Source organism: Streptomyces sp. NPDC002773, from assembly GCF_040295605.1.
Taxonomy (GTDB): Bacteria; Actinomycetota; Actinomycetes; order Streptomycetales; family Streptomycetaceae; genus Streptomyces.
Map to the genome: position 1 here is coordinate 49,778 of NZ_JBEOVO010000004.1, position 25,962 is coordinate 75,739.

At 72.4% G+C, this 25,962-nt stretch carries 25 protein-coding genes and 1 pseudogene; 13 read left to right on the forward strand and 13 right to left on the reverse strand.

The features are described from left to right. Nucleotides 1-84: 84 nt before the first annotated feature. From ABT034_RS07235 to ABT034_RS07245, 4 genes and pseudogenes are all read right to left on the reverse strand, one after another. A pseudogene (locus tag ABT034_RS07235) lies at nucleotides 85-951 on the reverse strand (IS5 family transposase). A 31-nt stretch (nucleotides 952-982) separates the two neighbouring features. After that, nucleotides 983-1,084, reverse strand: a complete 102-nt coding sequence (locus tag ABT034_RS35310) for a hypothetical protein (RefSeq protein WP_502972824.1) — start codon at nucleotides 1,082-1,084, stop codon at nucleotides 983-985. Continuing rightward, entirely contained in the window at nucleotides 1,060-1,491 is a 432-nt protein-coding gene (locus tag ABT034_RS07240) for a DUF6924 domain-containing protein (protein WP_351212186.1), read from the reverse strand. The genes ABT034_RS35310 and ABT034_RS07240 overlap by 25 nt, the downstream gene beginning before the upstream one ends. Before the next feature lie 64 nt (nucleotides 1,492-1,555). After that, entirely contained in the window at nucleotides 1,556-2,908 is a 1,353-nt protein-coding gene (locus ABT034_RS07245; RefSeq protein WP_351212187.1) for a hypothetical protein, read from the reverse strand. Between the two features lie 423 nt (nucleotides 2,909-3,331). Between ABT034_RS07245 and ABT034_RS07250 the strand changes: the two genes are divergently transcribed. From ABT034_RS07250 to ABT034_RS07265, 4 genes are all read left to right on the forward strand, one after another. Continuing rightward, entirely contained in the window at nucleotides 3,332-4,642 is a 1,311-nt protein-coding gene (locus tag ABT034_RS07250; protein WP_351212189.1) for an MFS transporter, read from the forward strand. A gap of 76 nt (nucleotides 4,643-4,718) precedes the next feature. Continuing rightward, complete coding sequence (gene surE, locus ABT034_RS07255) at nucleotides 4,719-5,774, forward strand: 5'/3'-nucleotidase SurE (RefSeq protein WP_351212191.1); 1,056 nt, start codon at nucleotides 4,719-4,721, stop codon at nucleotides 5,772-5,774. 398 nt (nucleotides 5,775-6,172) lie between these two features. Further along, on the forward strand, nucleotides 6,173-7,669 hold the full coding sequence (locus tag ABT034_RS07260) for an FUSC family protein (RefSeq protein ID WP_351212626.1): 1,497 nt from the start codon (nucleotides 6,173-6,175) through the stop codon (nucleotides 7,667-7,669). A 94-nt stretch (nucleotides 7,670-7,763) separates the two neighbouring features. After that, nucleotides 7,764-8,819, forward strand: coding sequence for a lactonase family protein (locus ABT034_RS07265; RefSeq protein WP_351212193.1), 1,056 nt, complete (start codon nucleotides 7,764-7,766; stop codon nucleotides 8,817-8,819). A gap of 172 nt (nucleotides 8,820-8,991) precedes the next feature. Here the strand turns inward: ABT034_RS07265 and ABT034_RS07270 are convergent, their stop codons facing one another. Together ABT034_RS07270 and ABT034_RS07275 are read right to left on the reverse strand one after the other, a co-directional pair. Next, complete coding sequence (locus tag ABT034_RS07270) at nucleotides 8,992-9,915, reverse strand: sirohydrochlorin chelatase (RefSeq protein ID WP_351212195.1); 924 nt, start codon at nucleotides 9,913-9,915, stop codon at nucleotides 8,992-8,994. A gap of 148 nt (nucleotides 9,916-10,063) precedes the next feature. Next, nucleotides 10,064-11,047 carry an N-acetylglucosamine kinase gene (locus ABT034_RS07275; protein WP_351212197.1) on the reverse strand — a complete coding sequence of 328 codons (984 nt, stop codon included), beginning with the start codon at nucleotides 11,045-11,047 and terminating at the stop codon, nucleotides 10,064-10,066. 179 nt (nucleotides 11,048-11,226) lie between these two features. On the opposite strand from ABT034_RS07275, the gene ABT034_RS07280 reads away from it, so the two are divergent. Continuing rightward, complete coding sequence (locus tag ABT034_RS07280; RefSeq protein WP_351212199.1) at nucleotides 11,227-11,904, forward strand: uracil-DNA glycosylase; 678 nt, start codon at nucleotides 11,227-11,229, stop codon at nucleotides 11,902-11,904. Nucleotides 11,905-11,950: 46 nt separating this feature from the next. Here the strand turns inward: ABT034_RS07280 and ABT034_RS07285 are convergent, their stop codons facing one another. Then, nucleotides 11,951-13,033, reverse strand: coding sequence for a WD40/YVTN/BNR-like repeat-containing protein (locus ABT034_RS07285; protein WP_351212201.1), 1,083 nt, complete (start codon nucleotides 13,031-13,033; stop codon nucleotides 11,951-11,953). A gap of 146 nt (nucleotides 13,034-13,179) precedes the next feature. Further along, a complete protein-coding gene (locus tag ABT034_RS07290) occupies nucleotides 13,180-14,265 on the reverse strand; it encodes an NADH:flavin oxidoreductase/NADH oxidase (protein WP_351212203.1) in 1,086 nt (361 codons plus the stop codon). A gap of 134 nt (nucleotides 14,266-14,399) precedes the next feature. Between ABT034_RS07290 and ABT034_RS07295 the strand changes: the two genes are divergently transcribed. Beyond that, on the forward strand, nucleotides 14,400-14,753 hold the full coding sequence (locus tag ABT034_RS07295; RefSeq protein ID WP_351212205.1) for an ArsR/SmtB family transcription factor: 354 nt from the start codon (nucleotides 14,400-14,402) through the stop codon (nucleotides 14,751-14,753). A gap of 55 nt (nucleotides 14,754-14,808) precedes the next feature. Here the strand turns inward: ABT034_RS07295 and ABT034_RS07300 are convergent, their stop codons facing one another. Next, complete coding sequence (locus ABT034_RS07300) at nucleotides 14,809-15,456, reverse strand: DUF305 domain-containing protein (RefSeq protein WP_351212207.1); 648 nt, start codon at nucleotides 15,454-15,456, stop codon at nucleotides 14,809-14,811. A gap of 176 nt (nucleotides 15,457-15,632) precedes the next feature. Between ABT034_RS07300 and ABT034_RS07305 the strand changes: the two genes are divergently transcribed. Further along, nucleotides 15,633-17,168 carry an LVIVD repeat-containing protein gene (locus ABT034_RS07305; RefSeq protein ID WP_351212209.1) on the forward strand — a complete coding sequence of 512 codons (1,536 nt, stop codon included), beginning with the start codon at nucleotides 15,633-15,635 and terminating at the stop codon, nucleotides 17,166-17,168. Here the strand turns inward: ABT034_RS07305 and ABT034_RS07310 are convergent. The 4 genes from ABT034_RS07310 to ABT034_RS07325 all read right to left on the reverse strand — a co-directional run bounded on the left by ABT034_RS07310 (nucleotide 17,147) and on the right by ABT034_RS07325 (nucleotide 20,354). After that, entirely contained in the window at nucleotides 17,147-17,818 is a 672-nt protein-coding gene (locus tag ABT034_RS07310) for a TetR/AcrR family transcriptional regulator (protein ID WP_351212211.1), read from the reverse strand. The two genes, ABT034_RS07305 and ABT034_RS07310, sit on opposite strands and share 22 nt — an antisense overlap. 129 nt (nucleotides 17,819-17,947) lie before the next feature. Further along, nucleotides 17,948-18,631 (reverse strand): phosphatase PAP2 family protein, encoded by a 684-nt coding sequence (locus ABT034_RS07315; protein ID WP_351212213.1) that lies wholly within the window; start codon nucleotides 18,629-18,631, stop codon nucleotides 17,948-17,950. Between the two features lie 136 nt (nucleotides 18,632-18,767). After that, nucleotides 18,768-19,706 carry a M56 family metallopeptidase gene (locus ABT034_RS07320; RefSeq protein WP_351212215.1) on the reverse strand — a complete coding sequence of 313 codons (939 nt, stop codon included), beginning with the start codon at nucleotides 19,704-19,706 and terminating at the stop codon, nucleotides 18,768-18,770. 87 nt (nucleotides 19,707-19,793) lie between these two features. Continuing rightward, nucleotides 19,794-20,354 (reverse strand): DUF5134 domain-containing protein, encoded by a 561-nt coding sequence (locus ABT034_RS07325; RefSeq protein WP_351212217.1) that lies wholly within the window; start codon nucleotides 20,352-20,354, stop codon nucleotides 19,794-19,796. A 171-nt stretch (nucleotides 20,355-20,525) separates the two neighbouring features. On the opposite strand from ABT034_RS07325, the gene ABT034_RS07330 reads away from it, so the two are divergent. The 6 genes from ABT034_RS07330 (at nucleotide 20,526) to ABT034_RS07355 (ending at nucleotide 25,951) form a co-directional block, all read left to right on the forward strand. Then, complete coding sequence (locus ABT034_RS07330; protein WP_351212219.1) at nucleotides 20,526-21,077, forward strand: GNAT family N-acetyltransferase; 552 nt, start codon at nucleotides 20,526-20,528, stop codon at nucleotides 21,075-21,077. A 155-nt stretch (nucleotides 21,078-21,232) separates the two neighbouring features. Beyond that, the gene (locus tag ABT034_RS07335; protein ID WP_351212221.1) at nucleotides 21,233-22,639 is read left to right on the forward strand and encodes a DUF6421 family protein; all 1,407 of its coding nucleotides are present in this window, start codon (nucleotides 21,233-21,235) and stop codon (nucleotides 22,637-22,639) included. A gap of 35 nt (nucleotides 22,640-22,674) precedes the next feature. Beyond that, the gene (locus ABT034_RS07340) at nucleotides 22,675-23,436 is read left to right on the forward strand and encodes an SDR family NAD(P)-dependent oxidoreductase (RefSeq protein WP_351212223.1); all 762 of its coding nucleotides are present in this window, start codon (nucleotides 22,675-22,677) and stop codon (nucleotides 23,434-23,436) included. Then, nucleotides 23,433-24,518 (forward strand): threonine aldolase family protein, encoded by a 1,086-nt coding sequence (locus ABT034_RS07345; protein WP_351212628.1) that lies wholly within the window; start codon nucleotides 23,433-23,435, stop codon nucleotides 24,516-24,518. The genes ABT034_RS07340 and ABT034_RS07345 overlap by 4 nt, the downstream gene beginning before the upstream one ends. 72 nt (nucleotides 24,519-24,590) lie before the next feature. Next, nucleotides 24,591-25,190, forward strand: a complete 600-nt coding sequence (locus ABT034_RS07350; RefSeq protein WP_351212225.1) for a transglutaminase-like domain-containing protein — start codon at nucleotides 24,591-24,593, stop codon at nucleotides 25,188-25,190. A 68-nt stretch (nucleotides 25,191-25,258) separates the two neighbouring features. After that, nucleotides 25,259-25,951: a B3/B4 domain-containing protein gene (locus ABT034_RS07355; RefSeq protein WP_351212227.1), complete on the forward strand. Its 693-nt coding sequence runs from the start codon at nucleotides 25,259-25,261 to the stop codon at nucleotides 25,949-25,951. Nucleotides 25,952-25,962: the final 11 nt, after the last annotated feature.

Sequence of the window (25,962 nt, forward strand, 5' to 3'; positions counted from 1 at the left end):
CCACACGCAATTCCCCCACGTCTCCGGAGGATGGTGCCACCGCAACATCATCATTGTCAGACAAGTCCTAGGCAGCCGCTGGAGTCACCTGGCTGACCAAATGAAGATGGCGGCGATGTGGAGTCCGGCGAGGTAAACGGTGGCGGCCTTGTCGTAGCGGGTGGCCAGACCACGCCACTGCTTGATCCTGTTGATGCACCGCTCGACGGTGTTCCGCTGCGTGTACGCCTCGCGCTCGAAAGCTGAGGGTGCCCACCGCGGCTACCGAGCCGTTTGCGGTTCGCTGTCTGGTCGGCGGACTGGGGGATCACCGCCCGGATCCCCCGACGCCGCAGGTAGGCGCGGATCGCGCGGGACGAGTACGCCTTGTCCGCGAGGACCACATGAGGCGTCGTCCGCGGCCTACCGACCGGCCGGGGCACCCGTACCTTCGCCATCACCTCGGGGAATGCAGGGGCGTCACCAGCCTGGCCGGGTGTGATGACGAAGGCCAGAGGACGGCACCGGCTGTCGGCCGCCAGGTGGATCTTCGTCGACAACGCGCCACGAGAGCGCCCAAGCGCATGATGGTCCGGCTCGCCGGCCGGTGCCCCCTTTTTTGCGGGCACCGGCCGCGTGCTGGTGGGCACGAACGACGGTGGAGTCGACCGCGACGACCCAGTCGAGATCGCCCTCGGCGTCGGCCTGGGCGAGCAACGCGGTGAAGACTTTCTTCCAGGTGCCGTCGGCCGCCCACTTTCGCAGCCTGTTGTGGACGCCCTTCCACGAACCGAAGCGCTCGGGAAGGTCCGTCCAGGGGATCCCGGTGCGGTAGTTGAACACGATCGCGTCGATCACCTGGCGGTGATCCCGCCAGCGCTCACGCCGCCTCGGCGTCCGATCCGGCAACAACAGCTCGATCCGCGCCCACTGCGCATCATTCAACGACACGCCCCGGCGAACGACCCGCACCTTCCAAGGCAACGGCTGCCCGCTGTACCAGTCAGACGGGCCGCAGGACCTGATCAGGTTCTGCGGAAGCGGCCGTGGCGAACGCGGCGACGCCCATGTTGCCAAGCGTCACGTTCGCATGGACCGAGTGCACCGCAGCGGGCGCGGCTCGGAACTCCCGGGGCTCCGGCGACTCGATGAGCTCTTGGTGGTAGACGGGATCGAGGTCGCCCTCGTCCTGCCAGATCGTGTCAGAGCCAGCAGCGCCCGCGCCGGCGACTGCATCGTGTGGCGGTCGGCGAGGAAGACGACGTTCAGATATTTGTCTTCGTCCACCGCGACAAGAACCTCATCAGCTGTCGCCCCCGACCAAGCGGGCGCGTCGACCACCTGCACACTTGCGGGAAACTCGTCGTCCGGCCCCCACGCCTGGCGCAACTCCCTGACCACCGCATTCCACGACTCGTCGTCGCTGAAGTCGGTCCTGATGACGAGAGCGTCAAACATGTCGCGTCCGACGATCTCAGGCAGCACTCGCTCAAGGCCCTCCGGCATCGTCATGCCCAGGACCCTCCCACGCCGCACCGACACCCAGCCCCCTCGGGAGTGGTCTGGAAGAAACGGCCTAGAAGGGCGGGCAGTCGCTGTAGCCCCAAGGAGTCGGCGGGGGGACTTCGGGCACCGGAGTGCGGAGTAGGGCGACGGCCTCCCCCACGCGGCCCAGTTCCACCAGGAGGGGTGCGAGCGCCTGGCGGTGCCGGAGGGGATCCGTCTCCAGGAGGGCCACGGCTTCCTCCCGGCGGCCGGAGTCGGCCAGGAGGCACGCCACTTCCTCCACCGCGTACCAGCTCGCGCCCTCGGGGTGCTCGCGGGCCTGCTCCGTCGCCTCGTCCAGCCGTCCGCAGGCCGCCAGCAGCGGGCCCCGGAGCCGGAACAGTTCCCATTCCTCCTCGCCGCGGCGGGACTTGAGGGCATCCAGGTGGGCGAGGCCCTCCTCGGCCCGGCCCTCGGCGGCGAACATCCCGCACAGCAGGTCGAGGGTGCAGGCGTCGTGGCTTTCGCGCGCCCGCATCACCTCGATGGCCTCGCCGCCCCGGCCGTGACGGGCGAGGAGTTGCGCGAGGAGGATCCGGGCGTTCCCGAAGTCCTGCTCGGCGTGCGGCTGGTAGACCTCGGCCGCGCCCGCCACGTCACCCTGTTCCTCCAGATGCTCCGCCAGCCGGCGGACCGCCGAGGGGTGGTCGCCGTCGGCCGCGTAGGCGCGGAGTTCGTCGATCCGGCCGTGCTTCGCAAGCAGTTCGGCGAGCGGGTCGCGGCTGTTGACCGGGGTTGCGCCGTACGCATACAGAACCGTGATTGCCTCCTGCGTTCGACCCTGCCGCTCGCGGACGGACGCGATTAGGTTCACCGCGTTGAACGGCTCGGTGCCGCGCCCGGCGCATTCCGGGCTCGCGCATCGCTCGCACGGGCGGTCGGGCGCGATCCGAGCGGCCAGCAGCTCCGCGACCTCGTCGCCCCGGCCCAGCGCGAGGGCCACGTCGGCCAGAGGTTCGGCCAGATACCAGTCCGCGATGTGCGGCACGAGCAGTGCGTATGCCTCCGCGGCCCGGCCGTGGCGGACCAGCAGCGGCGCCAGCTCCCGCAGCGCGGAACGTTCCCCGTCCACTGCGAAAGGGCGCAGCAGGCCGATGGCTTCCTCGTCCCGGCCCGCCGCGTCGAGCAGCCGAGCGGCTTCCGCCGCTGCGGTGACCCAGCCTGCCGCAAGGTAGGGGGCGAGTATGGCGAGGGCTTCGTCCGGCTCGCCCTGCTCGGCCAGCCGGCGTGCCCAGGCCCTGGCGCAGAACCAGTCGCCGTCCTCCGCCAGGGCCTGCGTGCGCACGATGTCGGCGTGCCCGAGGTCCAGGAGTCGCTCGACGAGGTCGGGCGGTACGCATTCCTGCTGCGTGCGGGTGCGGTGGTCGAGTGCGGCAGCGTCCATAAGGTGCACCCTAGGTCGAGACGGTAGGCGACGCGGTGGGGCCCTCCTAGCGGCAATAGGGGACGTCATCGACCGACAAGGGCACGGCGAGGCGCGGTGCAGGCTCTGCGGGCCCGGCTTGATCCGAAAGACACCCCCTAGCCCACGCGAGCAGCGACAGCTCCTCCTGACCACCGCCTTTGGGTCCTTCGCGGCCTGATGCGGACCTCTGTCGGAGCCACCTCCCGCCTTCGACTTCTGAACACACCTGCCCTCGATAGGTAACGAAACCATCGCGTGGAGCGCGACACCTTCCGCTACTTACACGTGTCATCTACGCTCCTGCCGAACGCGTGCCCCAAGCCGCGTCCCGCTTCTTCGGCACCGCCTTTCGAGGGGCCCCTCATGAGTCATTCACTTCCTCAAAACATGCCCGGCACCGTCATGGCCGATCAAAGCGGCGAGAACATCGACGGGAACGCCGACGAGACCGCCGTCTCCTCGCGCCTCGGCCGTCTCCACGTCATGCTGCCGGTCGCCAACGTCGCGCTCTATCTCCTCTGGTTCGGCGTCGGCAGCTTTCTGCTTCCCCTCCAGGTCGCGCAGATCACCGGCACCAACGACACCGCCGCCCTGTCCACCGCCAGCACCATCGGCGCCGTCCTCGCGACCGTCGGCAACCCCGTCTTCGGTCAGCTCTCGGACCGCACCCGCTCCAGGTTCGGCCGCCGGGCCCCGTGGATCCTGCTGTGCGCCCTGCTCGGAGCCCTCGCCCTGGTCGCTCAGGCGCACGCGGCGAGCATCGCCCTGCTCGGACTGAGCTGGGGCGTGGTGCAGTTCATCATGAACGGCTATCAGGCGGCCCTGACCGCCACGATGCCCGACCGGGTACCGGCCGCCAAGTACGGCACCTTCTCCGCGCTGGTCGGGCTGGGCGTTCCGCTCGGCACGATCGTCGCCGCCCTGGTCATCGGCGGTGTGCCCGGTGAGAGGTTCGGGTTCGAGGGCGTGATCGGCGGCTTTGGAGGCCGGTTCGCCGGGGAGAACGGCTACTACCTGATCGCGGCGGTCGTCGTCGCCGCCGCCCTCGTGTTCGTGGTCGTCTCCCCGGACCAGGACGCGCGCGCCCTGCCCCGGCAACGCTTCTCCCTCAAGGAGTTCCTCGGCAACTTCTGGGTGAGCCCCAAGAGTTACCCCGACTTCGGCTGGGCCTTCCTGTCCCGGCTCGGGGTCATGCTCGGCTACTTCATCGTCCTCACGTACAACATGTTCCTGCTCGCCGAGTACATCAAGGTTCCGCCGCAGGACCTGTTGCCCACGGTGGGCTTCCTGATGATCGTCAACGCCGTGTGCACGGTGATCGCCTCCGTCCTGGTGGGGCCGATCGCCGACCGTGTCGGCCGGGTCAAGCCCTTCGTGCTCACGTCCGGGATCGCCGCCGCGCTCGCGCTGACCCTGCCGATGCTGTGGCCCACCGAGGGCGGCATGCTCGCGTACAACGTCGCCGCCGGCCTGGCCTTCGGGGTGTACATGGCCGTCGACATGGCCCTGATCACCAAGGTTCTGCCGCGCACCGAGGACGCCGGCAAGGACATGGGCGTCATCAACATCGCCAACGCCGGCCCGCAGATCCTGGCCCCCTCGATCGCCGGCTGGATCGTCGCCGCGGGCGGCTACCAGGCCCTCTTCCCGGTCGCCGCCGTCATCTCGCTCATCGGCGCCCTGGGCGTACTGCGCGTCCGCGGCGTCCGGTGATCACCGCCCCGCAGCCCGGCCCGGCCGGATCGGCCGCCGTCCGTCCCCCTCGTACCGCTCCCCAAGGAGAAACACTGTGAACCGACGCAGAACCCTCGCCGTCCTCGCCGCGACGAGCACCGTGCTGCTCGTCTGCACACAGGCGCAGGCGGCCCACGGCGGGTCCGGCGGGTCCGCGACCGCGGACGCCCGGCCGTCGCTCGCGGGCATGCGCATCCTGCTCAGCAACGACGACTCCATGCAGATGGCCCGCCCCAACGCCTCCGACGGCAAGGGCCTGTACGAGGCCCGCCGTGCCCTGTGCGCGGCCGGCGCGGACGTCGTCGTCATGGCCCCGTGGGCGAACCAGAGCGGTGCCGGTACCAGCGCCACGAGCGGCGGCCACCTGACCGTCCAGCGCCGGGCCGCGCTGCCCGCCGGGTACGCGGGCGACTGTTCAGGAGCGCCGAGCGGCGGCGCGGTGTACGGCGTCTGCAAGGGGGCGGGGCCCTGCGGCCCGGCCACGCCGAGCGCGACACCCGCGGACACCGTACGCCTCGGGGTCGGCGGCGGACTGGCCGCCAAGGCCGGCTGGAAGGACGGCCCGGACCTGGTCGTCACCGGCAGCAACTACGGCCCGAACGTCGCCTCCGTCGTCAACGAGTCGGGCACCGTGGGAGCCGCGCTCGCCGCGATCGACGAGGGCGTGCCGGCGGTCGCCCTCAACAGCTCGTACGACCCCGCCGTCACCGATTCCTTCGAGGTCGCGGACCACACCTACCGCAAGACCGCCGAATACGGGGCCGACTTCATCGCCGGTCTGCGCGCCCGCGACCTGTTCACGACGGAGTACGTCGTCAACGTGAACTACCCGCACCACGCGGAAGGGCAGCGCCCCCGTGGGACGGCGTGGACGTCCGTGGGCACCCGGAAGCTGGTCAAGCTCCATTACGCGGCCCAGGGCGACACCTTCACCATCCGCGGCGAGCTCTGCGCCCCGGACGCACCGGACTGCCGCGCCGAGACCAAGCGCCATCCGGACTTCGCCCTGCTCCAGCGGGGCTACGTGACGGTGACACCGATCAGCCCGGACCGTACGCACGACGGCCGGGAGACCGGCGGCCTCGAGCGTTTCGTACGCGGCGGACGCTGAGGACCGGGGCGGAGCGGCGGCGGCACGACATCCGCCGCCGCTCCCGCCCCACCACGAGGGCATCGGCGCCAAGGAGAAGCGGCATGGGCAGGGGGGACGACTGCGCCGGGGCCCGGTGCGCCGACTGGTCCATCGGCCGCCTGCTGGCCGTGGGATCGGTCGTCGAGGTGGGCCGATGGCCCAGTGCGTCGTGCCTCGGTTGAGCCGTCGTACCCCTGTGCCTCTATCCTGGGAGCCATCACACACCTTCGGCGCCGCGCAGCGCCGTCCGGCGACGAGGCCGGGCCGGCCCGCGGTGCCTTCGTCGTGTCCGAGTCCCCACCACCCCCGGGGAACCTCGTACGCGGCGAGGAGACAGAACAAGGGGGGCGGGATTGGCCGCCGTGCGGAAGTACTTCATGGCCCCGGACCCGGGGCGGGTCAGGCTCAGGGTCTCGCTCCGCGCAGTCCTCGGCGTCGCGCTCGCGGTCGCCCTGGCCGAGCTGCTCGGACTGTCCCTCGCCGCCTCGATCACCGCCGGCCTCGCCGCGCTGCTCGCCCTCTTCACCGTCGGCGACCCCACGGTGCGCCGGCAGGCCGTGACCACCGCGCTGCTGCCGGCGGTCGGCTTCCCCGTGCTCGCCGTCGCGACCCTGCTGCACGACGCGCCGCTGCTCCGCGACGCGACCTGGCTGCTCGTCGTCTTCGCCGGCGTCTACGCCCGCCGCTGGGGCCCGCGCGGCCACGCGCTCGGCATCTTCGCCTTCATGCAGTTCTTCGTGACCCAGTTCCTGCACGCCCTCCCCGCCCAGCTCCCCGAGCTGTACGCGGCCGTCGCCCTCGCGCTGCTCGCCGTCGGCGCGGTCCGCTTCGGGGCCTGGTGCATCGAGCGGCGCGTCCCCCCGCCCGCCGCGCCCGCGCCGCTGCCCGGCACCGGTCTGGCCCGCCCCACCACCCGCCAGGCCTACCAGGCCACGGCGGCCTGCGCCGTGGCCCTCGCCGCCGGCCAGCTGATCTCGCACGAGCGCTGGTACTGGGCCGTCGGCACCGCCTGGTGGATCTTCGTCAACACCGCCTCGCGCGGCGAGACCCTCGTCCGGGGCTTCCGCCGCGTCCTCGGCACGGTCGCCGGCATCGCCGCCGGCCTCCTGATCGCCGTCCCGCTGGGCGGCGCGACCGCCCCCACCGCCCTGCTCGTCGCCGTCTGCGTCTTCGGGATCTTCTACACCGCCCCGCTCTCGTACAGCTGGATGATGTTCTTCGTGACCGTCATGGCGGGGCTGCTGTACGGACTGCTCGGCGTCCTGCATCCCGGGCTGCTGCTCCTCCGCTTCCAGGAGACCGCCGTCGGCGCGATCGGCGCCGCGATCGGCGTGGCCCTGCTGCCGGTGACCACCCACGCCGCCACCAACGCCTGGATCGAGCGGGCCGTCACCTGTGTGCACACCTGCACCACCGCCGCCGCCCGGCGCCTCGCGGGCGACCCCGGCGTCGACCCGGCGCCGCACGCCGCCGAACTGGAGCTCCTGCTCGGCCGGGTCCGGCTCTCCGTCGCACCCCTCGTGCACCCGCTGAGCCCGCTGCGGGCCCGCAAGGCACGCGCGCGCAGGGTGCTCGCGCTCCTCGACGACTGCGCTCGGGAGATCCGTGGTCTCGCCGCCGTCGCGGCCGACCCGGACGCCTCGCACGACGCCCGGCTCGTGGCCGCCGCCTGGCGTGTCGAGGCCGCGGTCCACGCCCTCGTCCCCCCGGAGGGGCCGGTGCGTGCCTCGGTGGCCGAAGCCGCGGGCGTACCGCGCCACCACCCCGGCGCGGAGGCGGCCCTCGGCCATCTGCACGGCCTGGAACAGGCCCTCGTCGATCTCGCGGCGCCGCTCCGGACCTCCCACCGGGCCCCGCTGGTCCCGGCCGCCTGAGGCCGAGTCGGCGGCTCTGGTCTAGACCGCCTGCTACCGTCGGCCGGACGCAGGCCGGTCGACCGCGACCGGCTCCGGGGACAGGGGAGGCGCCGTGGGCGGCACAGGGACGGATCAGGGGCGGAGCGCCGTACGGGCGTACATCGGTTCGTTCACCTCGGCCGGCGGGCGGGGCGTCCTGGCCGCGGACCTGGACGAGGAGACCGGCGCGCTGACCGTCACCGGCGGCAGCGACGCCGTCGCCGACCCCTCCTTCCTCGCCCTCGCGGGTCCCGTGCTCCACGCCGTCTCCGAGACCGAGGCCGGGGCCGTGGCCGCGTTCGACGTCACCGGGCCCGTACCGCGGCCGCTCGGCAGCCCCGTACCCGTCGACGGCGCGGCCCCCACCCACCTCGCCCTCGCCGCGGGACACCTCCTCACCGCCAACTACACCTCCGGCAGCGTCACCGCCCTGCCCCTGGCCGAGGACGGCACCGCCCGGCCCGCCACGTCCGTCCTGCGCCACGAAGGCAGCGGACCCGTCACCGACCGCCAGGCCGGCCCGCACGCCCACCAGGTGCTCCCCGACCCCGGCGGCCGGTGGGTCCTCAGCGTCGACCTCGGCACCGACTCCGTACGGATCTGCGCCCTCGACCCCGCGACCGGGACGCTCACCCTCCACGGCGAGACCGCGCTGCGCCCCGGCACCGGCCCGCGCCACCTCGCCTTCCACCCGGCCGGCACGCACGCGTACGTCCTGAACGAGCTGGAGCCCACCCTCACGGTCTGCCGCTGGGACGCGGCGGCGGGCGTGCTCGAACCGCTCGGCGAGACCCCCGTCGTCCCCGAGGGCACCACCGGCCCCAGCTACCCCTCCGAGGTCGTCGCCGCCCCCGACGGACGCTTCCTCTGGGCCGCCGTCCGCGGCGACGACACCCTCGCCGTGCTCGCCCTGGGCGCCGACGGCGCCGAGGCCGCGCTGGTCGCCACCGTGCCCTGCGGCGGCAGCTGGCCGCGCGACCTGGCTCTCGCCCCGTCGGGCCGGCATCTGTACGCGGCCAACGAGCGCTCCGGCGACGTCACCTGGTTCGCCGTCGACCCGGAGACCGGGATCCCCGCGCGCGTGGGCGCGATCGAGGCCCCGGCGGCCTCCTGCGTCGTCTTCGGCTGAGCCGGCGGCCCCCCGAGGCCAGGGGGGTACGTCGAAGGGCCCGCACCGGTGGTCGGTGCGGGCCCTTCGACGTACGGGCGGGGTGGCGCGGCCCTCGGAGGGTCGGGGCCCCTCGGGGGCCTTGGAGGTGCGGGCCCCTCGGAAGCTCGGGGGCCTCGAAGACCCCGCGGTCTCAGAGCGCGGGAGCGCCCTGCGGCTGCTGCGGCGGGATGCCCAGAGCGGCCGAGTACTGCGAGAGCACCAGCTTGCCGATCGCCGGGTAGGCCCCCAGCGGCTCGGCCGCGGCGCACCCGGCCTCCTTCGAGGCCACGTCGAGCAGGCCCTCGGCCAGCTCGGGGCCGATCAGGTACGGGGCGAGGGCCAGCTGCTCCGAGCCGGCGGCGCGCAGCTGCTCGGCGATGGAGGCGATCGAGCCCTCCTGGTCGAGCGCGGCCGCCATCACGGGGACGGCGAGGCGCGCGGCGAGCAGCATGCCGGTGATCCCCGCGGCCTGTACGGCCTCCTCGCCGCCGACCGTGGCCAGGATGATGCCGTCGGCGGCCGTGGTGACCGTGAAGAGCCGGGCGCGGTCGGCTCGGGCCAGGCCCGCCTCGGAGAGACGCACGTGCAGCGCCTCGGCGAGCAGCGGGTGCGGGCCGAGGACGTCGGTCAGCTCGGCGGTGTTCCCGGCGTCCATCACGGCCTGGCGCACCTGGCGCGTCTGGGCGCTGTCGGGGCCGGCGAGCAGCGGCACGACGACCGAGGCGGGGCCCGTCGGGGCGCTGACCTCACGGCCGGCGGCCACGGCCAGCTCGTACCGCTGGACGCGCACCGAGGCGGCGGCCGTGAGCACGCTCGTGAGCGAGGGGTACTCGATGTCGTCGCCCTCCAGGAAGCCGATCAGGGCCTCCAGACCGGGGAGCTCGGAGCGGGCGATGCTCACGACCTCTTCGGCCAGCGATCGTATGGCGGCCGACGGCACGCCGGGAACAGCGAGAACCAGTGCGGGAGCGCCCTCGGGCGCCGCCGCGGGTTCGGGGCGACGGTGCCGCCCGGACTGACGGGGTCGAGGCATTCGTACAGGCAGGCCGGAAGCAGGCCCAGTGGGGGAGCTCATGGCGCCGCATGCTACTGGTTTCGCCCGGAGCGCCGTCGGCTGAGGTGCACTCACGCGCCTTCTGCCCCTCTATGTCCCCCTTGGCGGCGGCCTCCATCCCCCGCCGACACCGCGACACCGCCTCCCACCTGGGCGGATGCCCCCGCGTCTACGTCGCCGCCGCGTCGAACAGCCGCAGCAGCGAGGGGTCCTCCGGCAGCCGCAGGGTGCCGGAGGCGAGCGCCGCCGCGAGTGCGACCGCCCCGGCCGCGGGATCCCCGGCCGGGTCCACCGTCCGGGCGTGCGGGATCCGCTCCCCGAGCGCGGCACGCAGCGGTACGAGCAGCGCGTCGCCGATCTTGAACAGGCCCCCGGTCAGCGCCACGAGCGCCCCGGGCCCGACGGGGCACACCGCTTCGGCGGCGTCGGCGATGTGCCCGGCCGCCCGCGCCAGGATGTCGGCGGCCACCGGGTCCTCGACGGCGCACCGCCCCACCTCCGGGGCGAACGAGGCAAGCACGGCGGGCCGGTCCGTACGCGGGTAGAGCGCACCCGGCAGCCCCGCCGCCGGCCCGAACAGCTTCTCGCCACGGGCCAGGAGGACCGCGGAGCCGCCGCGCCGCCCGTCGTACGCGCGCATCGCCGCCTCAAGCCCGGCCCGGCCGATCCAGGCGCCGCTGCCGCAGTCGCCGAGGAGGTGCCCCCAGCCGTCGGCCCGCCGCCAGGACGTCAGGTCCGTGCCGAGCGCGATCATGCCCGTCCCGCCCGCCACGACTGCGCCCGGCCGCTGCCCGAGCGCCCCGGTGTACGCGGTGACGGCGTCGGCCGCGAGCGCGAGCCGCCGCGCCCCCCACGCCTCGGCGAAGGCGTCCGGCAGCCCGGCCCGCAGCTCGTCCCCGAGGGTGGCCATGCCCGCGGCGCCGACGGCCACGGCGACGATCGGCCGTTCGCCGTGGGGCTCCGCAAGGGTGCGGACGGCGGGCAGGACCTGCGCGAGGAAGTGCCGGGCAGAGATCCCGCCGGGGCCGGTCCGCACCGGTTCACGGGAGACGTGACTGCCGAGGACGCCACCGCTCGCCGCATCGGCGAGCGCGATCCTGAGCCCCGAACCACCGGAGTCGACGCCGACGACCAGCTCGTTCACGGAAACCACGGTGCACCGTCCTCGTCGGGTGGAGTGGGGAGTGGGGAGTGGGGAGTGGGGAGTGGGGAGTGGGCGGAGTCTAGAAGGCCGGACCGGGGGAGACCGGAGCGAGGGCGGTCGGGCCGGGGGAGGCCGGCCCGGGGCAGGTCGGACCGCGTTGTCACTGTAGGCCGGTAGAGTGACGGACCGTGACAGCGCGACCGTTGAAGGAACTGGTGGAGCCCGGCTGGGCGGAGGCACTGAGCCCCGTCGCGGGGCGGGTGGCGGAGATGGGCGACTTCCTGCGTGCGGAGATCGCCGCCGGGAGGACGTACTTGCCGGCCGGACAGCACGTGCTGCGGGCCTTCCAGCAACCCTTCGACGAGGTGCGGGTCCTGATCGTGGGTCAGGACCCCTACCCCACGCCTGGCATGGCGATCGGGCTGAGCTTCGCGGTGGCGCCGGAGGTCCGTTCGCTGCCGGGGAGCCTGGAGAACATCTTCCGGGAGCTTCACACCGATCTCGGGATGCCGAGGCCCTCCAACGGCGACCTGACCCCCTGGACCCGCCAGGGCGTCCTGCTGCTCAACAGGGCGCTGACCACCGCCCCGCGCAAGCCGGCCGCCCACCGCGGCAAGGGCTGGGAAGAGGTCACCGAGCAGGCCATCCGCGCCCTGGCCGCCCGGGGCAAGCCGCTGGTGTCGATCCTGTGGGGCCGCGACGCCCGCAACGCCCGCCCGCTCCTCGGCAGCCTGCCGGCCATCGAGTCCGCGCACCCGTCCCCGATGTCGGCGGACCGCGGCTTCTTCGGCTCCCGGCCCTTCAGTCGCGCCAACGAACTCCTCCTGGAGCAGGGCGCACAGCCCGTGGACTGGCGCCTGCCCTGATCTCCGGCCTCCGACTTCCGGCCTCCGACTTCCGGCCGCCGCGGGGTCAGATCACCGCCGCCCGGACGCACAGCACGTCCGGCAGGTGCCCGGCGAGGAGCTGCCAGCTGTCGCCGTCGTCCGCGCTCGCGTACACCTCGCCGTTGCGGTTGCCGAAGTACACGCCCGCCGGGTCCGCGTCGTCCGTGCACAGCGCGTCCCGGAGCACCGTGCCGTAGTGGTCGCCCTCGGGCAGCCCCTTGGCCAGCGGCTCCCACGTCGCTCCGGCGTCGGTCGTGCGGTAGACCCGGCACCGGCGGCCGGCCGGGACCCGGTCGGAGTCCGCGGTGATGGGGAAGACATAGGCGGTGTCCGGACGGTGGGGGTGCGCGGCGACCGCGAAGCCGAAGTCGGAGGGCAGCCCGGAGCCGATGTCGGACCAGTTGGCGCCCGCGTCGTCGCTGCGGAACACGCCCCAGTGGTTCTGGAGGTAGAGCCGGTCCAGGTTGCCCGCGTCCTGGGCGATCTTGTGGACGCACTGCCCGAACTCGGGGTCGGGGTCCGGCAGGAACACCGCCGACACCCCGTGGTTGGAGGGCTCCCAGGCGGCCCCGCCGTCCCGTGAGCGGAACACCCCGGCGGTGGACACCGCGACCGTCAGCGCCTCCGGGTCGCGCCGGTCGGTCACCACGGTGTGCACGGCCTCGCCGCCCCCGCCGGGCACCCACTGGGAGCGGGTCGGGTGCTCCCAGAGCGGGCGGACGAGCTCGAAGGACTCCCCGCCGTCCGCCGATCGGAAGAGCGCGGCCGGTTCCGTCCCCGCGTACACGACGCCGGGGGAGTGCTCGGGCGCCGGGTGCAGCTGCCAGACGCGCTCGAGCGAGGCGCCGGTGTCCTCGGGGAACTTCACGGCGGGCCGCGCCGGTTCGGTCCAGGTCCTGCCGAGGTCGTCGGAGTGGAAGACCGACGGCCCCCAGTGGGCGCTGTCCCCGCCCACGAGCAGCCGGGGGCTCGTCCCCCGCTTGTCGATGGCCACGGAGTACACCGCCTGCGCGGGGAAGGCCGGATCGTCGAACTCCCATCGGCCGTCGTGCCTGCGGCCGATGAAGAGTCCCTTGCGGGTGCCTACGGTGAGGAGTACGTCGGGCATGTCTGCCACCTCCAGGACGCCGTTGTCGCGGATACGGGCCAGTCTGCACCCGGCCACTGACAACGGCCCCCGGACACTCCCACCCCGGGGCGCCCGTACCGGCCCCCCGCCCCCGGGGACCGGCCCGGCCGCCCGGACCGCCGCGGTCAGATCGCCCAGGCGTACGGCGCCGGAGCCGGGTGCGTCGTGGCGCCGAGGTCGCGGGCGGCGCGGCGGGCCCAGGAGGCGTCGCGCAGCAGCTCGCGGCCGAGGAGGACCGCGTCGGCCTCGCCGTTGGCGACGATCTTCTCGGCCTGCTCGCTCTCGGTGATCAGGCCGACGGCGGCCACCGGCAGTCCGGTCTCCGCCTTGACGCGGGCCGCGAACGGCACCTGGTAGCCGGGGCCCACCGGGATCTCGGCCGGCCCGCCGTTGCCGCCGCTGGAGACGTCGAGGAGGTCGACGCCGTGGTCGCGGAGGAGAGCGGCGAACCGTACGGTCTCGTCGACCGTCCAGCCCTGCTCCTCCAGCCAGTCGGTGGCCGAGACGCGGAAGAAGACGGGGAGTTCCTCGGGCCACACGGACCGGACGGCGTCGACGACCTCCAGGGCGAGGCGGGTCCGGTTCTCGAAGGAGCCGCCGTAGGCGTCCGTGCGGTGGTTGCTGTGCGGGGAGAGGAACTCGCCGATCAGGTAGCCGTGGGCGCCGTGCACCTCGACGACCTCGAAGCCGGCGTCGAGCGCCCGGCGGGCCGCGTCGGCGAACTGCCCGGTGATCTCCCGGATCCGCTCCACGGTCAGCTCGGTCGGCACCGGGTAGCCCTCGGCGAACTCGACGGGGCTGGGGCCGACGGGCTGCCAGCCGGGGCCGCCCTCGGGGACGGGCCCGCGGCCCTGCCACGGGGGCTGGGTCGAGGCCTTGCGTCCGGCGTGCCCGATCTGGATGCCGGGCACCGTGCCGTGCTCCTTGAGGAAGGCGGCGATCCGGCGCAGGCCCTCGGTCTGGGTGTCGTTCCAGAGGCCGAGGTCCGCGGGGCTGATCCGGCCCTCCGGCGCCACGGCGGTCGCCTCGACGAGGATGAGTCCGGCGCCGCCGGTGGCCCGGGAGGCGTAGTGGGCGAAGTGCCAGTCGGTGGCCACACCCGCGTTCGGTCCGGTCATCTCGGCCGAGTACTGGCACATGGGCGCCATCCAGACCCGGTTGGGCACGGTGAGGGACCGCAGGGTGTAGGGCTCGAACAGGGCAGCGCTCATGACGGACTCCGTTTCGGGGTGCCTCGGAGGGACGCTAGTACGGTAACCCTCGTAGTACGGCATCTGTCAAACTACGAGGGTCCTCGTACAACTCGTACAATGAGCGGTACCCCGGAAGAAGTGGAGCCGCCGTCATGACGACCGCCACCAGCCCTCGCGCCCTCGAACACCCCACGCGCGACCAGATCCGTCTGGAGGCGGTGCTGCACGCGCTCTCGGATCCGGTGCGCCTGCGCATCGTGCGGGACATGGCACGTGAGGGCACCGAGCTGAGCTGCTCGTACTTCGACCTCCCGGTCACCAAGTCCACGACGACGCACCACTTCCGGGTGCTGCGCGAGAGCGGCGTCATCCAGCAGGTGTACCGGGGTACGGCCAAGCTCAACGCCCTGCGCGGGGACGACCTGGACACCCTCTTCCCCGGCCTCCTCGACACCGTCCTCGCGGCCGCCGCCGCCCAGGCCACCCGCGAGCGCGAGACGGCCTGAAGGAGGCGGAGGCGGCCGGGACGGCCTGAGACGGTATCCGGGCGACCTCAGGGGCCTACAGGGACCGCATCCGGTTGATCTCCGAGGTCTGCTGGGCGATCACGTCGTTCGCCATCTCCTCCACGAGGACGTTGTTGCCCTCGCTCAGCACCTCCGCGGCCATCGTCACCGCCCCTTCGTGGTGCGTGATCATCAGCTTCAGGAACAGCGCGTCAAAAGCCGCGCCCTGCGCGTTCCTCAGCTCCTCCAACTGCGCCTCGGTCGCCATCCCCGGCATCGAGTGATGGTCGTGGCCGGGCTGCTCACGCGGTCCACCGTTGTTTTTCAGCCAACCTTCCATCGCGCCGATCTCCGGCTGCTGCGCCGCCGCGATCCGCTCGGCCACCTTCCTGACCGGGGTCGAACCCGCCCGCTGCGGGGCCAGCGCCGTCATGGTCAGGGCCTGCCGGTGGTGCACGATCATCATCTGCGTGTAGCGGAAGTCCGCGCTGTTCGGGCTCTCGTCCGGGAGGAGCCGGGCGGCCTCCTCCGGGGATATCCGCCGGGCCGGTTCACCGGGCTTGCCCGGCGCCACCACCGCCCCGGTCGACGCCCTGGCCTCCGGCGCGGCCTTGTCCTGCCCCGACTCGCAGGCGGTCAGGGCGAGTACGGCGACGGCGGACAGGGCCACGGCGACGACGGCACGATGACGGCGGATCAACAACGCGACCTCCAGTTGTTCTTGCGGGGACAGTGACCGTTCCTAGCACTTTTCTCGGGGCCACCGATCAAAAACCTTCATTACATCTGCGTTGCCATCTGTTGAGATGTGCACGGCAAGGAAGATACTGCCGAGGTCCAACACCCGTTCAACGCTGAACGGATACCAGGGAGGACGGAGTGACTTCGTTGCGTACCCCGCGTACCACGTCCATCACGCGCGACCCGCGTGCACGGCTCAGACGCCTCGGCGTGGCATCCGCCGCGGCCGGACTGCTCGCCACACTGCTCGCGGCCGGCCCCGCGGCCGCCACCCCCGACCCCGGAGACGCCCCCGTGCAGGGCAAGGTCTCCGCGGAGCAGGCGGCCGACGCGCGCTCCGCCATCCAGAGCGGTGAGATACCCGGCGTGGACGAGATCGTCCACAGCTCGAACATCGAGCACCTCGCGAACATCCCCAAGGACGCCCTCAAGGGCACCAACTCGGACCTGGCCTTCCAGGGCAAGTACGCCTTCACAGGCAACTACGACGGCTTCCGGATCTTCGACATCAGCGACCCGAAGGCCCCGAAGACCGTCGCCCAGGTCCTCTGCCCGGGCTCCCAGAACGACATCTCCGTCTCCGGGGACCTGCTGTTCCTCTCGACGGACTCGTCCCGGAGCGACAACTCCTGCGCCAGCACCTCGCAGCCCGCCTCGGTCAAGGAATCCTGGGAGGGCATGAAGATCTTCGACATCAGCGACGTCGCCAACCCGAAGTACGTCGCCGCCGTCGAGACCGCCTGCGGTTCGCACACCCACACGCTGGTGCCCAAGGGCAAGAACGTGTACGTGTACGTCTCCTCGTACTCGCCCAACGACGCGTTCCCCGACTGCCAGCGCCCGCACGACGGCATCTCGGTCATCAAGGTGCCCCGCAAGGCGCCCGAGAAGGCCGCGATCGTCAGCTTCCCCGTCCTCTTCCCGGGCGACGGCCCGGACGGCGGCGGCAACCCGGGCGGGCCCACCAATCCGGGCGTCTCCAAGACCACCGGCTGCCACGACATCACCGTGCTGCCGGAGAAGGACCTCGCGGCCGGCGCCTGCATGGGTGACGGCATCCTCTTCGACATCGAGGACCCCGAGCGCCCCCGGGTGATCGACCAGGTCCAGGACAACGTCAACTTCGCGTTCTGGCACTCCGCGACCTTCAACCTGAAGAGCAACAAGGTCGTCTTCACCGACGAGCTCGGCGGCGGCGGCGCGGCCACCTGCAACGCCCAGGTCGGCCCGAACCGCGGTGCCAACGGCATCTACGACATCGTCGGCAAGGGCAAGAAGCTCGACCTCGTCTTCCGCAGCTACTACAAGATCCCGCGCCACCAGGCCGACACCGAGAACTGCGTCGCCCACAACGGCTCGCTGATCCCGGTCAAGGGCAAGGACCTCATGGTCCAGGCCTGGTACCAGGGCGGTGTCTCCGTCTGGGACTTCACCGACTCGGCCAAGCCGAAGGAGATCGCCTACTTCGAGCGCGGCCCGCTGTCCGCCACCACCATCTCGTCCGGCGGCTCGTGGTCCGCGTACTACTACAACGGCTACATCTACTCGAACGACATGGCCAAGGGCTTCGACGTCCTGAAGCTCTCCGACCGTCGGACCGACCCCGCGAAGCGGATCCGGATGGACGAGCTCAACGTCCAGACGCAGCCGGACTACTTCGACTTCGACGACTGAGCGGCACCCTGAGGGCCGGCTGACGGCCCGAGCACCTGCGCGCCGCCGGGCGGACCCCCGTCCGGCGGCGCGCCCGCCTCCCAGTCGAGCCCGTACCGGTGGAACAGCTCCGACCGCAGCCGCGCCAGCGGCATCCTGGCGCCCGGCAGCAGCACCGCCACCACCGCGCCCATCAGCAGGGCGCGCAGCAGCGGATAGTCCGTGTCCACGTCCTCGGAGCCGTACCGGGTGACCGTGTCCCGCAGCAGGAACGCCAGGCGCTGCTGCTCCTCGCACTGCACGAATCCCTCGGCCTGAAGGATCCCCGCCATGTGGGTCCGCATCAGGGTGGGCCGCGCCTCCGCGAGCCCCAGGACCGCGTCGATCGCACGGGCCAGCCGCTCGCGGCCGTCCTCCGTGCGCGGCTCGCGCTCCAGTGCCTCCTCCAGCGTGAGGTGCATCAGCCGGTGCACCGCCGCCTGCAGAAGCTGCCGCTTGCCCGGGAAGTAGTACGAGATCAGCCCGCGCGCCGTACCCGCCCGCTCCGCGATGTCGCCGAGTGTGGTCGCCTCGTAGCCGTGAGCGTCGACCAGCTCCACCGTGGCCTGCAGAATGCGCTCGCGCGACCTGCGCCGAAGCTCTTCATTGACCGATGGGCTACGCGGGGACATGCTGGACTCCTGCGTTGACTGGCTGCCGGCCAATATACTCGGCGCATCCCGTCGGCATGCCCGCGTGGCATACCGCCGGGGACGCCGTCTGTTCTGGGCGACACGGGGGATCGTCCAGAACAGGCGGCTTCATCGTGTGTCTCCCATTCTGCTCCCGCCGTTCTCCCCGGCACAGGGGTCGGCCGGGGCCCCGCGCCGCCCGCTCCGGCGGTACGTGAGGACCGCGACGGCCACACAGCACCAGCCGAGGAGCCAGCCCCCGAGCACGTCCGACGGCCAGTGCACGCCCAGGTAGACCCGCGTCCAGCCCACGCCGAGCACCGAGACGAGCGCGGCCCACGCGAGCGTGCCCCAGCCGCGCCACCCGGGCCTCCAGCGCAGCGCGAGCACCCAGAGCAGCAGCCCGCAGGTGACCGTGGCCGCCATCGCGTGCCCGGACGGGAAGGCGGCGAACCGCGCCGAGTCGACCGGATCGACCCACTGCGGCCGCTCCCGCCCCACCAGCGCCTTCACGCCCTGCTGGAGTGCCGCGGCGAGCAGGGTGGTCGCGGCCACCCACAGGGCCGTGCGCCGCTCGCCCCACCACCACAGGAGTACGACGACGGCAGCGGCCAGGGCGCGCATCGTCACCGGGTCCCAGACCCAGTCGCTGAGGACGCGGTGGACCCGGGTGAGCCCGGGTTGGGCGACGGCTTCGCGGTGCAGCGCCTCGGCGACGGACCGGTCGAGGGAGAGCAGCGGCGTCCATCCCGCGGCGACGAGGACGAGCAGGAGGAGGGCCAGGACACCGGAGATCATGGCGGAGGAGCGCATGTGTCGATCCTGCCCGACGAACGGCTTCTCATGATCCCTCGGGCGCCACGCGTCCCGCAGACGTGTTCGGCGAGGAGCTACCCCGCCCGCGCCAGGCGTCCCGCAGGCGTGCTCGGCGAGGAGCTTACGCCGCTCCCTAGCCCAGCGCGCTGAGCGCCGGGAGGAAGGCCACGAGGACCGGGACCACCGGCACCAGGGCCGCGGCGGCGGTGAGCCGGAGCCGGCGCCCCGCCGTGAGCCGCGGGGCCGCGGTCAGCAGGCGGTTCACCCGCTGGGGGAGGTCCGCGTACGAGGCGGAGCCGGGCCCGAACACGCCCCGGTCCTCGTTCAGTTCGACCAGGGCGAGCGCGATCGTCAGACGCCCGAACCGGCGCGAGGCCACGTCGTCGGCGGCCAGCTCCACCAGCCGGTGCATCTCCTCGCGGAAGGCCGCGAAGACCGGGATCCCCGGGAATCCGGCGGCCAGCGCCCCCGAGCAGTGCCGCAGCCAGTCGTGCCGGGCGCGCGCGTGGCCCTGCTCGTGTGCCAGGACCGCGTCCAGCTGACGCCCCTTCAACCGCCGCAGCGCCGCCGTGGTGATGACGAGCTGGGGTGTGGGCCCCGCGAGCCACCAGGCGTCCGCCCGCTCGCCCTCCAGGACCACGAGCCGCTCACCGTCGGACGGCTCCTCACCCGGCAGCAGGGGGGAGCGGACGAGGAGGTCGCAGCGGCGCTGTCTGCGCCGGGCGCGGGCCTGGCCGATCTCCCGGCCGAGCATCGCGCCGGTCCAGACCCCGCCGGCCGCGAGGACCACCGCGAGCACCGCGGACCAGGGCCCGGTCGTCCCGAGCTCGTACGCGTCGACCACCGCACGCGGCGCGGGCGCGAAGACCTGTCCCCGGACGGCCTGCCAGGCGGTCGACGCGCTGAAGGTCATGGACAGGGCGAAGCTCAGGAGCACGGTGGCGACCGCGCACTGCCACACCCAGAGGGCCACCACGGGTTCTCGCTCCACCCAGTCGGCCCGCGACAGCAGCCGGGGGGCCGCGAGGGCGGTCAGGACGCCGAGCAGGAACAGCGCGAGGGAGACCCACATGGGCGTCAGCCTATGAGTGCGGTACGGGTCGGGGGTACGGCCCCGGACGGCAAGTGACGTACGCCACGGTTTTGTTGTCCGCCCTTCTCACAGGGCCACGAGCATGGCCAGGGTGGCGAGCGCCATCGAGAGCCGGCAGGCGAGCGTCAGCTCCGGCCGGGTCGCCCACGCCCGGGTCGGACCGCTTGCCGTGGCCGCCGCCACCGGCACGAGTCTCGCGCCCGCGTACAGCACGTACGCCATGTAGTAGAGGAGCAGCCCGCCCGTGAGGACGGGTATGCCGCCCGCGGTGCCGACCGTGTGCCCCGTGTGCGCCCCCGTGGCGGGCGCCGCCATCGCCAGGGCCATGTAGACCATGGCGAGCGAGCCGACCAGATGGTGCAGATGGTGTCCGCCGTGCCGGACGGTGAACAGGCCGTGCAGGGTGGCGCCGCCGAACACCGCGGCGTACACCGCCCAGCTCCACCCCGGTGGCGTGAGCACCGCGGCGGGCAGCGCCATGGACGCCATCCCGAATCCCATCACCGCCTCGCCGCCCGCGGCCCGCCGCTCCTCCCCGGCGCACACCCGCATCCGCAGCAGGCAGTACACGCCCGTCGCCGCGCACAGCGCGACCATCAGCCACCCGGACAGGGCCGGTCCGTGCACGGCACACCTCCCCCTCGACGCCGTCCCGTCCCGGAGGCTTCCCGGCGCCGGCCATGCACACGCGGGCGCACGGGCGCGCACAGGCGTACGAAGGGGAGTGAAGGGCGCGCGCGTTAGGCTCGGGGCGATCGCGTACGGCGATCGTCAGCGCCCGAGGGGAGCCCCGTTCACATGGACACCGCCACGTCGCACGAGACCGGTCGGATCAGCTACCGCGAGGCGGTCCTGGACGACGTCCCGGCCCTCGTACCGCTCGTCGAGTCGGCCTACCGGGGCGACTCCAGCCGGGGCGGCTGGACCACCGAGGCGGACATCCTCCAGGGGCAGCGCACCGACCCCGACGGCGTGGCGGCCGTGATCACGGCGCCCGACGGCCGGCTCCTGGTCGTCGAGCGCGACGGCGAGATCGTCGCCTGCTGCCAGCTGGAGCACCGGGGGGAGGCCGCGTACTTCGGAATGTTCGCGGTCCGCCCCGAGCTGCAGGGCGCCGGCCTCGGCAAGCAGATCATCGCGGAGGCCGAGCGCCGGGTGCGCGAGCTCTGGGACGCGCGCGAGATGCACATGACGGTGATCTCCGTCCGGGAGGAGCTCATCGCCTGGTACGAGCGGCGCGGTTACAGGCGCACCGGCCGGATGTCGCCCTTCCCGTACGGGGACGAGCGCTTCGGGGTGCCTCAGCGTGACGACCTGGAGTTCGAGCTGCTCGTGAAGCCGCTGAGCTGATCGGGCGGCGGAAGAGTGGTTTAAGTCCTCTCGGACGGGAAAAACGTTCGTGGGCAGGGGGGTCGCACAGGATAATTTCTCTTCCTCCCCTTGTGGTGGAGATCCGTCAATGGTTACGGTGTCTTGACGCGAGGTTCTCCTGTGGAGGAAGAGGAATGACGGAAATTCTTGTGCAGGACGTGATCGGTGGGGGGATATCCCTCGACGCCCGGGTGATCGACCACCCCGCCTGGCCCGAGCTCAAGGATGCCGTGGAGGAGATCCGCGCCTGGCAGAGCACGGACGGCTCCATCGACTTCGAGGCCGAGGGCGCACCCGCCCGCTCCCTCGTGGAGCTGACCCTCGACCGCGTCACCGCCGCGGTCGAGCAGCTCTCCCCGCTCGTCCCGCACGACGGCGCCTACCACCGCGCCCTCGTCTCCGACCTGCGCAAGTGGGCCGAGAGCGGCTTCGCCGTCCCGGACTTCCTGGACTCGCTGCTCGCCTTCCAGCCGGCCGCCGACCGTGTCGACGGGCTCCAGCACCTCGTGCTCTTCCCGATGTACACGCAGAACGGCAACCCGGACCGCAACCTCGAAGCCGTCGTGCTCCGCATGGTGTGGCCGGAGTGGCTCGCCGAGCTCGAAGCGACCCGCTACGACAACCCGCTCTTCTGCGGCATCACCTTCGAGGACTTCACCGCCGGGTACGACACCAACTCGGCCGTCCTCTTCCCGGAGACCATCGCCGTCCGCGAGGCCCCCGAGCGCTTCACCTGGGGCGGCATCTTCTGCGACCGCGAGGCCGCGCGCTTCCGCAAGGTCACCGAGGCCGCCGTCGACACCCTGGGCATCCAGCTGCCCGCGGACATCGCCGCCATGATCGACGACCAGAGCCGCTGCGAGCAGGCCTTCGTGCTCTGGGACATGGTCCACGACCGCACCCACAGCCACGGCGACCTGCCCTTCGACCCCTTCATGATCAAGCAGCGCCAGCCCTTCTGGATGTACGGCCTCGAAGAGCTCCGCTGCGACCTCACCGCCTTCAAGGAGGCCGTGAAGCTGGAGGCCGAGGGCAACGCGCACGGCCGTGACGTGCAGTACGCCGTGCTCTTCGACCGGATGTTCCGCTTCCCGCTCTCCGGCGACCGCAACCGCAACTACGACGGTCTCGGCGGCCAGCTCCTCTTCGCGTACCTCCACAAGCACGACGTGGTGCGCTGGACGGACAACACCCTGAAGATCGACTGGCAGCGGGCCCCCGAGGTCACCAACCAGCTCTGCGCCGAGATCGAGACCCTCTACCGCGACGGCATCGACCGTCCCAAGCTCGTCCACTGGTTCAAGGCGTACGAGCTCGTCTCCACCTACCTCGCCCCGCACCCGGGATCGAAGTGGGCCAAGGGCCCCGACGCCCTCGACCTGTCGCTCCCGCCGCGCAAGCTCGTCGACGACGTGCTTCCGGACGAGTTTCCGCTCAGCATGTTCTTTGAGGCACTCGCCAAGAAGCTGAAGGGCGTGATCGCCGACACCAAGGGCATCACGGCCGCCGACGTCTCGCCGACCGAGCGGGCCGCCGCGTGAGCGCTCGTACGGAGGACACGGAGGAGGCGTCGCCCATGAACGCCAACGGAAACGGCGGGCCGCTCGAAGGCGCCGTCATCGCGGTCGCGGGCGCTGCCGGCCCCGCGGGCCAGGCTGCCCTGCTGCGCCTCGCCGAGGCGGGTGCGACGGTCGTCGGCTCCGACGCCGACCCGACCCGCCTCGCGGAGGCCGTCGACGCCGCCCGGTACGCCCACGGCGGCGCCACCGTCGTCGGCGACACGGTCGATCTCCTCGACCTGGACGCCACGCGCGACTGGGCCGCGAAGACCGAGAAGGAGTTCGGCCGGATCGACGGCCTGGTCCACCTGGTCGGCGGCTGGCGGGGCAGCGGCTCCTTCATGGAGACCGACCTCAAGGACTGGGACTTCCTGGAGAAGCTCCTCGTCCGTACGGTCCAGCACACCTCGCTCGCCTTCCACGACGGCCTGCTCCGCAGCGGCGGACGCGGCCGGTACGCCCTGATCAGCCAGGTCGGCGCGCACAAGCCGCTGGCCAACAACGCCGCGTACAACGCGGGCAAGGCCGCCGCGGAGGCGTGGACCCTCGCCATGGCGGACTCGTTCCGCAAGCTGGGGGGCGACGACGGCCCCCAGGCGGCGGCTGCGATCCTGGTGATCAAGGCATTGGTGCACGACGCCATGCGCGCCGAACGCCCCAACGCGAAGTTCGCGGGCTTCACCGACGTCGGCGATCTCGCCGACGAGATCGCCGGCCTGTGGGACAGGCCCGCCCAGGAAGTGAATGGACAGCGTCTGTGGCTGACCCCCAAGCCGTGACCGCGGCCCTCGGCCCCAGGACCGACGCGCGTCGGCACCACGACCCGTCGGTCCGGGGCTTCGCCAGCGACAACTACGCCGGCGCCCACCCCGAGGTGCTCGCCGCCCTCGCCCTCGCTAACGACGGCCACCAGGTCGCCTACGGCGAGGACCAGTACACCGAGCACCTCCAGCGCGTCATGCACGGCCACTTCGGATCCAGCGCCGAGGCCTTCCCGGTCTTCAACGGCACCGGGGCGAACGTGACCGCGCTCCAGGCGCTCACCGACCGCTGGGGCGCCGTCATCTGCGCCGAGTCCGCGCACATCAACGTGGACGAGGGCGGGGCGCCGGAGCGGATGGGCGGCCTCAAGCTGCTCACCGTGCCGACCCCGGACGGCAAGCTCACCCCCGAGCTGATCGACCGGCAGGCCTGGGGCTGGGAGGACGAGCACCGGGCGATGCCCCAGGTCGTCTCGATCACCCAGAACACGGAGCTGGGCACCGTCTACACGGTGGACGAGATCCGCGCGATCGTCGAGCACTCCCACGCCAAGGGCATGAAGGTGCACCTCGACGGGGCCCGGATAGCCAACGCGGCCGCCTCGCTGGACGTGCCGATGCGCGCGTTCACCAACGCGGTGGGCGTCGACGTCATCTCGTACGGCGGCACGAAGAACGGCATGCTCTTCGGCGAGGCCGTGGTCGTCCTCAACCCCGACGCGGTCAGCCACATGAAGCACCTGCGCAAGCTGTCCATGCAGCTCGCGTCGAAGATGCGCTTCGTGTCGGTGCAGCTGGAGGCCCTCCTCGCGAAGGACCTGTGGCTGCGCAACGCCCGCCACGCCAACGCGATGGCCCAGCGCCTCGCGGCGGGGGTGCGCGAGGTGGACGGGGTGGAGATCCTCTACCCGGTCCAGGCCAACGCCGTCTTCGCGCGGCTGCCGCACGAGGTGAGCAGGCGGCTCCAGGAGCGCTTCCGCTTCTACTTCTGGGACGAGGCCGCGGGGGACGTGCGCTGGATGTGCGCCTTCGACACCACGGAGGAAGACGTCGACGCCTTCCTCCAGGCGCTGAAGGAAGAGTTCGCCCGCACCCACTGACAACTGCATGAATATACGGCCGGACGGAAAGTAATTGACTTCCGTCCGGCCGTTTCCCTACGCTTGCCTCGCATGGAACTCGTCCAGCAGAGCCCCGACATCGCCGCCTATCTGGCTGCGACCGACGCCATCGACCATGAGCACCCGGTGGTCCAGGCGGTCGCGCACCGACTCTCCGGTGACCACCCCGACGCATACACATACGCCGAAGCGGCCTATGTACACGTACGTGACACCGTCCCGCACTCCATGGACACGGGAGATCTCCGTGTCACCTGGCGGGCCTCCGACGTCCTGGAGCGGCGGACCGGCATCTGCTACGCCAAGTCCATCGCGTACGCCGCGCTCCTGCGGGCCCGCGGCATTCCGGCGGCCCTCTGCTACCAGCGGCTCGCCGACGACGACGGCTCGGACCCCGTGATCCACGGTCTCGTCGCGGTCCTGCTGCCCGGCGGGCGGGGCTGGGCCCGGCAAGACGTACGGGGCAACAAACCCGGCATGGACGCCCAGTTCTCCCTGACGGAGGAGCGGCTGGTCTGGACCGTACGCCCGGAGTTCAATGAAGTGGATTATCCGGTGCTCTACACTGAACCGCATCCGGTCGTTCTGGACGCGCTGCGCGCCGCGCCCGACGGGCCGGCCCTCTGGCGGACGCTCCCCACGGAGCTCTGACCCCGTACTCCAGCACCAGCCCCGGCCCCAGTCCCAGCTCCAGCGAGACTCCAGCGAAACGGCGGACCATGACTCTCACCCTCACCGTCTCCGACGAGGTGCGCACCCTCGTCCCCGGCTTCACCGCACTCGCGATAGAGGCCCGCGGTCTGGTCAACGGGCCCAGCGACGAGACCAGTTCGGCCCTCCTCGACGAGGCCGCGCGGCGGCTCGCCGAGCGCCTCGACGGGCGGACCCCGGACCAGGACCCGCACATCGCCGCCTGGCGCGCCGCGTACACCGCGTTCGGCGCCAAGCCCTCCCGTACCCGCAACTCCGCCGAGGCGCTGGCCCGGCGGGCGCTCGCGGACGGCGGGCTGCCCCGGATCAACCGGCTCGTCGACGCCTACAACGCGATCAGCGTCGCCCACCTCATCCCGGTCGGCGGCGAGGACCTGGGCAGGATCCGGGGCGCCATGCGCCTGGTCCGGGCCACCGGCGACGAGCCCTTCGTCACCACGGCGGGCGGCGTGGAGACGGTGGAGCACCCCGAGCCCGGCGAGATCGTCTGGTGCGACGAGGAGGGGGTCACCTGCCGGCGCTGGAACTGGCGCCAGGGTCCCCGTACCCGCATCGACGACGACACGGTCGACGCGGTCTTCCTGCTCGAGTCGCTCGCCCCGATGACCCGGGACGAGCTGCTCGCGGCGGGCGCCGAGCTCGCCGAGTCGCTGGGGAAGCTCAGCCCCGGAGCCCGGATCACCGTCCGGGACCCGGAGTAACGGTCCTGCGT

What these genes read in the sequence shown, in the direction of transcription:
- ABT034_RS07270 (WP_351212195.1), bottom strand. Translation starts at nt 9,915, where the DNA reads ATGAGCTCCCCCACTGGGCCTGCTTCCGGCCTGCCTGTACGAATGCCT.
- ABT034_RS07315 (WP_351212213.1), bottom strand. Translation starts at nt 18,631, where the DNA reads ATGCGCTCCTCCGCCATGATCTCCGGTGTCCTGGCCCTCCTCCTGCTC.
- ABT034_RS07250 (WP_351212189.1), top strand. Translation starts at nt 3,332, where the DNA reads ATGGCCGATCAAAGCGGCGAGAACATCGACGGGAACGCCGACGAGACC.
- ABT034_RS07295 (WP_351212205.1), top strand. Translation starts at nt 14,400, where the DNA reads ATGACGACCGCCACCAGCCCTCGCGCCCTCGAACACCCCACGCGCGAC.
- ABT034_RS07350 (WP_351212225.1), top strand. Translation starts at nt 24,591, where the DNA reads ATGGAACTCGTCCAGCAGAGCCCCGACATCGCCGCCTATCTGGCTGCG.
- ABT034_RS07260 (WP_351212626.1), top strand. Translation starts at nt 6,173, where the DNA reads ATGGCCCCGGACCCGGGGCGGGTCAGGCTCAGGGTCTCGCTCCGCGCA.
- ABT034_RS07330 (WP_351212219.1), top strand. Translation starts at nt 20,526, where the DNA reads ATGGACACCGCCACGTCGCACGAGACCGGTCGGATCAGCTACCGCGAG.
- ABT034_RS07285 (WP_351212201.1), bottom strand. Translation starts at nt 13,033, where the DNA reads ATGCCCGACGTACTCCTCACCGTAGGCACCCGCAAGGGACTCTTCATC.
- ABT034_RS07310 (WP_351212211.1), bottom strand. Translation starts at nt 17,818, where the DNA reads ATGTCCCCGCGTAGCCCATCGGTCAATGAAGAGCTTCGGCGCAGGTCG.
- ABT034_RS07245 (WP_351212187.1), bottom strand. Translation starts at nt 2,908, where the DNA reads ATGGACGCTGCCGCACTCGACCACCGCACCCGCACGCAGCAGGAATGC.
- ABT034_RS07240 (WP_351212186.1), bottom strand. Translation starts at nt 1,491, where the DNA reads ATGACGATGCCGGAGGGCCTTGAGCGAGTGCTGCCTGAGATCGTCGGA.
- ABT034_RS07355 (WP_351212227.1), top strand. Translation starts at nt 25,259, where the DNA reads ATGACTCTCACCCTCACCGTCTCCGACGAGGTGCGCACCCTCGTCCCC.
- ABT034_RS07320 (WP_351212215.1), bottom strand. Translation starts at nt 19,706, where the DNA reads ATGTGGGTCTCCCTCGCGCTGTTCCTGCTCGGCGTCCTGACCGCCCTC.
- ABT034_RS07290 (WP_351212203.1), bottom strand. Translation starts at nt 14,265, where the DNA reads ATGAGCGCTGCCCTGTTCGAGCCCTACACCCTGCGGTCCCTCACCGTG.
- ABT034_RS07340 (WP_351212223.1), top strand. Translation starts at nt 22,675, where the DNA reads ATGAACGCCAACGGAAACGGCGGGCCGCTCGAAGGCGCCGTCATCGCG.
- ABT034_RS07335 (WP_351212221.1), top strand. Translation starts at nt 21,233, where the DNA reads ATGACGGAAATTCTTGTGCAGGACGTGATCGGTGGGGGGATATCCCTC.